A 3,405-nucleotide genomic window follows, 5' to 3' on the forward strand; every position below is an offset into this window, starting at 1 on the left:
GCGCCGCTACTCCATACTTTCTGCCCATTGATCACTAGGTCATCTCCATCTTCCTCCGCCCTTGTTTGCAATGAACCAAGATCGGATCCGGCGTTAGGCTCACTGTAGCCCAGCCAAAACCGCACCTGTCCCCTGGCAATCTTTGGCAACCATTCCTTTTTCATTTCCTCACTAGCGACGTGCAAGATAGTTGGACCAACGATTGATGTGGCAACATCTGAGGGAGGCGCTATATAATACGACATTACGTCATTAAAAATGGCTTGCTTCATCATAGATGCCATGCCACCATATTCTCTGGGCCATCCAAGACTGAGCCACCCTTTGCTTCCCAACTTCAGAAAAAACTGATCCCAAGAATGCTTGAACTCCGCTTCAAACATCGGTAGAGTCCCATATCCTGCTGGCCAACAAATGGCATTTTGATCCCAATCTGGCAGAAGTTCTTCCTTCGCAAAATCTTCCACTTCTTTCCTAAATGCCCTGTCTTCCTCAGTGAATTCAAAATCCATCCCTTACAGCCTCCCCATCTCCTGTTCCCTTTTTAGAACTCTTCCCATTGACTATATATCCTTAATATCCTTCTCTCTTGGCAATTACGTCACTCATGACCTCATCAGCTCCACCACCAATGGGTAATAAACGTGAATCTCTGTAATATCTTGAAATTAGCGTCTCATTCATGAAGCCCATGCCACCAAACATCTGCAAACAACCATCAGCGACTTTTGTAATCAATTGTCCTGAGAGCAGTTTTCCCATAGATATCTCTCTTGTGACGTCCAGTCCTTGTGTCTTCATCCGAACAATATGATACGTTAATTGTTTAAGACTCTCTATCTCAGCTAACCATTGCACCAGTCTGTGTCTCAACACCTGCTTGTTTATTAATGGTTCACCAAAAGCAACCCTTTGCTTTAAATAATCTACGGTCATGTCGATCATGTCCTTCGAGGCTACGTATGCTATAGGCAATACAGTAAATCTTTCATGCTGGAACTGCTTCATCTGATAGATAAAACCTTCCCCTTCTTTCCCAATGAGATTCTCAACCGGCACCTTCACATCATCAAAAAAAAGTAGCGCAGTATCGCTACTTCTTAGCCCCATCTTGTCTAGTTTTTTGCTAACACTGAACCCCGGCAAGTTTGTAGGCACAATTAAGAGACTGAATGCATGATGACCAGGCTTGTCACCACTTCTCGCCAGGAGAGTCAAGAAGTCAGCTTGACTGCCGTTGGTTATAAACGTTTTTGAACCATTGACTATGTAATGGTCTCCCTTCCTTATCGCCTTGGTTTTTAACGCTGCGACATCCGAACCCGCGCCAGGCTCCGTAACAGCTATTGCTGAAACCATCTCCCCAGCGATAGCAGGCTTCAAATAGGTTTCTTTAAGATATTCACTGCCAAACTCAGCAATCGCAGGCGTAGCCATGTTTGTCTGCACAAATGTGGCTACCGAAACCCCTAATCCGTGAATGCGTCCTAATTCTTCCAGAAGTACGGTTTCAAACCAGTAGTCAAGTCCTTGTCCACCGTATTTAGGGTCATATCGAACCCCTAGAAAGCCGAGATCACCCATCTTCTTAAACAATTCGTGGAGCGGAACCGTCGTTTCCTCCCATTCGTCCATGTAGGGATTAATCTCTCTGTCAACAAATCTTCTAACCGATTCCCTAAATGCATTGTGCGTTTCATCAAAATACATTTTTGTCTCCTCGTTCTTCTAACAAATTTCCTACTAGAGAAGTATTCTCTATTGCATCAATCTCCTTGGACTCAAACATGAGGTTACACGGCACATTCATCGTTTTCATGGAAAGGTTCCAAATCTGACTATTTTAATAGCCCTTTGTCTTGAAGAGTTCCCATGTAGCCAAATATTGTAACGATTTAAAGGAACGGACGCTTACTGGAGGTCATCCCTAACTCAGACCTGGGTTTGGTGCGTAAATGGAATGAGCATTATACAGCATGGAACGCCTCCCGTTGAGCTTGGCGCTTCATGGCTTTCAGACCAAACCAAGAACTCTTGCCGGATTCTCACATGTCAATTTGCCGAAGGTCTCAAGAGAGATAGGAAGTTCTTTCAATTCTCGCATTAGCCTAGTCCTGGAAATTAATGGAAAATCGCTTCCCAGAAGGGCTTTCTCCGCCAAAGGACCGTTCATCATTCTTAAAACGTATTCGGGGATATATTGCGGAGCCCAACCAGCAATGTTGAAGTACACATTCGCGTTCTTCTGAACAACAGCCAGAGCCTCGTAAAACCAGGGGAACCCAAAATGCGCCGCTATGATTTTTAGTTCAGGAAAGTCTATCGCTAGGTCATCCAGCGTTTCTGGACGGCAAAACATGAGCCGGGCTCCGTTGTGAAAATGCATACCCGTGTGAAACAGGACGGGTAGGCCTAATTCCTGGGCTTTTTCCAAAATGGGGTACATACGAGGATCATTAGGAGCCATATTGATCAGGTGGGGGATGAATTTCACGCCTGATAAACCCAACATCTGCACACTTCTAGATAATTCGTCGACCGCCAATATCCCTTTGTTTGGATCCACACCTGCGAATCCGATGAATCTGTCCGGAAAACGACGGACCGCATCCGCCACCAAATCATTCGGAATCTTGTAACGCCATACTGTTTCAGCGTCCACCGCAACGAGTACAGCTTTATCGACTCCAGCCTCATTCATGTCCGCCAGTATATCTTCCAGCTCGAAGGTTCGCACACCCTGGAACATCTTCTCGTAACCCCGAACCATACTCTCAGGGAGAGTTGCTAGGGCTTCCTTTGTCCAAAGCTGAGAATGGGTATCTATGACCATGTTTTCCTTTTTTTACCTGTATTCTAGCCCAGCACTAAAACCGTTAGCAGTTCCTTTTAGTAAGGTCGCCCCTCATCAGAATCATTATCCAGCTCCCAGAAAGCCTAGCCTAGTTCTTGCGCCATTGTGCTGGTAAATGTATTAGGGCAATCGGGACGATTTAGTGTTATAATTTCCAAAAGTTTGTGAACTTTTAGCCTATAATAGTTTGGTATGTCTTTTAAGTACCTTCCTGATTTGCAATAAAGTCACGGTTCAATGGAGTTCCGCTAGTTCTTAACTTATTCGAGGCAATTCATCAAAATCTAGGAAACACCATAAATTGCAGTCTCTTTACGAGACAGCAAAATGTCTATCTAGCTGTTCCTATGATAAAGTTTCCTGAATGAAGCTCCACAAGTAATTCCTCATCGGTGTAAATGTCTTTTTCAAAATTTGTGACCCATGTTCCTAATGCGCTTATCTCGTGGGCATCGCTACCGGCCGTGGCTCGAAGCCCCAATTTTTCAGCCACCTTCTCTGCGACATCGTTTTCTTTTTCGGTTACACGGCCGTTTCTAATCTCAACAGCG

At 44.8% G+C, this 3,405-nt stretch carries 4 protein-coding genes; all 4 read right to left on the minus strand.

The features are described 5' to 3' along the window. A partial coding sequence (locus WC647_19950; GenBank protein ID MFA6224579.1) for an acyl-CoA dehydrogenase family protein occupies positions 1-512 on the minus strand: 512 nt, incomplete at its 3' end. A gap of 61 nt (positions 513-573) precedes the next feature. Next, positions 574-1,710 carry an acyl-CoA dehydrogenase family protein gene (locus WC647_19955; GenBank protein ID MFA6224580.1) on the minus strand — a complete coding sequence of 379 codons (1,137 nt, stop codon included), beginning with the start codon at positions 1,708-1,710 and terminating at the stop codon, positions 574-576. 304 nt (positions 1,711-2,014) lie between these two features. After that, positions 2,015-2,833 carry an amidohydrolase family protein gene (locus tag WC647_19960; protein MFA6224581.1) on the minus strand — a complete coding sequence of 273 codons (819 nt, stop codon included), beginning with the start codon at positions 2,831-2,833 and terminating at the stop codon, positions 2,015-2,017. Between the two features lie 352 nt (positions 2,834-3,185). After that, positions 3,186-3,405 (minus strand): PHP-associated domain-containing protein (locus WC647_19965; GenBank protein ID MFA6224582.1); only part of this gene is annotated, 220 nt, incomplete at its 5' end.

The organism is Desulfomonilaceae bacterium (assembly GCA_041662605.1).
Taxonomy (GTDB): Bacteria; Desulfobacterota; Desulfomonilia; order Desulfomonilales; family Desulfomonilaceae; genus CAJBEZ01.

What these genes read in the sequence shown, in the direction of transcription:
- WC647_19955 (MFA6224580.1), bottom strand. Translation starts at nt 1,710, where the DNA reads ATGTATTTTGATGAAACGCACAATGCATTTAGGGAATCGGTTAGAAGA.
- WC647_19960 (MFA6224581.1), bottom strand. Translation starts at nt 2,833, where the DNA reads ATGGTCATAGATACCCATTCTCAGCTTTGGACAAAGGAAGCCCTAGCA.